This window comes from Thermovirga sp. (assembly GCA_012523215.1).
Classification (GTDB): Bacteria; Synergistota; Synergistia; order Synergistales; family Thermovirgaceae; genus 58-81.
This window is the reverse complement of record JAAYIZ010000164.1, coordinates 1-2,466: the sequence shown is the minus strand read 5'-3', so window position 1 is coordinate 2,466 and position 2,466 is coordinate 1. Positions and strand designations below refer to the sequence as shown.

Here is a 2,466-nt window from a genome sequence, read left to right as displayed (position 1 = left end):
TTCTCTTTACGTTCACATTCCTTTCTGCCAAAGTAAATGTCCCTACTGCGCTTTTTACAGCATAAGGCCGGGCCGGGGTGATTTGTCGGGTTTTCTGGAAGCACTGAAGGGCGAAATAACCCTTTTCTCCGGGGAGCGCCGTCCCTGGGTTCGGACAGCTTATATTGGAGGAGGGACTCCCACGGTCCTGCTACCTGCCCACTGGAAGAGGCTGATTTCCATCCTGGAAGAGGGTTTTTCCTTTCTGCCTGGCGCTGAAGTGACCGTGGAAGCCAACCCTGGCTCCCTTGCGATGGAGCACCTTTCCCTTTGGAAGGATTGGAGGGTTTCCAGGGTCAGCCTGGGTGTCCAGAGCCTCCAGGACGAGGACCTCCTGGTAACAGGAAGGATCCATGACAGAAGGCAGGCCCTTGACTCCATGGCACAGGTCAGAAGAGCGGGTCTTTCCCTTTCGACGGATCTCCTCTTTGGGCTGCCCGGGCAGGAACTCGGGGGTTGGGCTGATACACTCAAGGTGATACTCTCTGAGGGGACCGAGCACATCTCAGTCTACGAACTAACCCTCGAGAGTGACTCGACCTGGGGCAGGCAACCCCCGCAAAACCTCGCCGGAGGTTATCCCTTTTACCGATGGGCCCAGTACTACCTGGAAAAAAAGGGTTTGCTCCAATACGAAATAGCCAGTTTCGCCAAGCCCCGAAGATGGTGCAGGCATAACGTGGCCTACTGGACCGGGGGTGAGTTCCTGGGGTTGGGGCCTTCGGCCTGGAGCTATAGAGGGTCCGTAAGGACCGGTAATGTACCGGATCTTGGGCGTTACTGCTCGATGATCGCCAAAGGACTAAGGCCAACCTGTTTTTCAGAGAGGCTGGAAGGTGAAAGACAGGCCTCCGAATTGGCGATCTTGGCCCTGAGGACCCGTTGGGGCATTGTGCTCCGGAAATACCGACGCAGGTGGGGCGACCAAATGCTACAAGGTCTGCAGGATTCCCTAGAAGAGATTCCCCGATCCTTTTTCAGAAACGCCCCCGGAAGGATCGCCCTGAACAAACGGGGCATGAGGGTGGGAAATGCCATCTGGGAGAAACTGGTGCCATGAATGGCCGAGGAAACGCCCGCCTGCCGAAATGCTTTTTCCCCGGGGGCATTCCAGATCATGAGCCTTCCTTTGGGGAAGGGTTGCTCCTGGACGTAGACCTTGACCGTGGGACCCTGCCTTTCGTTACGCTGTTAGGCGCGGCGCCGGGGTAATGTACCCCCGGTGAAAGCTTTGGTATCATTTTGTTAAGGTCAAAAAATGCGGAGGTTGGCCCCTTATTTGCCAATCCTCTTCGAAGGAAGGTGCGAGGATGCGAGATGCAATCAGGTCGATGCTCAGGGACCTACCTTCGATGGACGAACTCCTCCAGAAACCCTGGACAAGCAGGTACCAGGTGGTTCTTGGGCGCGAAGCCGTCAGATCGACCTTCGCCGATGTGATCGGTGAGGTCAGGAGGGACCTGCTCAAGGGACTCATCCAGTCCATCGACCCCACCCTTATCGAATCGGAGACCAGGTCCCGGCTGGATAAACGCTCCAGGAAGAGCCTCAGAAGGGTGGTAAACGCTACGGGGGTAGTTATCCACACTAACCTCGGGAGGTCCTGCCTCGGTACCGGGGTCCTGGAAAACGTGAAGGAAGTCTCGGCTTGTTACAGCAACCTTGAATACGACCTCGAAGAGGGAGCCAGGGGTCAAAGGCATTCCCATGTTGAATGGCTCCTGTCCAGCATCACCGGGGCCGACTCGGCCGTGGTGGTAAATAACAACGCCGGCGCGGTCCTGCTCTGCCTCGCGGCTTTGGGGCGGGGCAGGGAGGTCATCGTGTCCAGGGGGGAACTGGTGGAAATTGGAGGCTCCTTCAGGATCCCTGACATAATGGAATTTTCGGGAGCCGTCCTGAAGGAGGTCGGTACGACCAACAGGACCCACCTCGCCGATTACCTCAAAGCCATAAACGCCGAGACCGCCATGATACTCAAGGTACACCCTTCCAACTTCAGGGTAGTGGGTTTTCACTCGGAAGTCTCGAGGGAGGAGCTGGCGGCCTTGGCCCGGGAAAAAGGCCTCATTTTCATGGAAGATCTTGGAAGCGGAGTGGTGGTGGACCTTTCCCCCTGGGGACTCCAGGGGGAGCCGACGGTCAGACAGTGCGTGGAGTCAGGGGTGGACCTGGTGACCTTTTCCGGTGACAAGCTGCTTGGCGGTCCCCAGATTGGCGTGATCGCCGGCAGGAATCAACTTTTGGACAGGATTCGCCAATACCCCTTCCTGAGGACGCTGAGGGTCGACAAGATGACGCTGGCCGCTTTCGAAGCCACATTGAGGCTTTACATGGAAGGTAAAACGGAGGAGATACCGACCCTGGGGCTTATCACTCAGCCGGGTGAGATCCTGAAGAAAAGGGCCCGAAACTTGGCCTCGAGGA

2 protein-coding genes are annotated in these 2,466 nt (G+C 57.1%); both read left to right on the top strand.

Annotation, left to right across the window (positions count from 1 at the left end):
• Positions 1–1,099: coproporphyrinogen III oxidase family protein (locus tag GX108_04380; GenBank protein NLO56274.1), on the top strand; the 1,099-nt coding region annotated here is incomplete at its 5' end.
• A gap of 250 nt (positions 1,100–1,349) precedes the next feature.
• On the top strand, positions 1,350–2,466 hold a 1,117-nt coding region (locus GX108_04375), incomplete at its 3' end, for an L-seryl-tRNA(Sec) selenium transferase (GenBank protein NLO56273.1).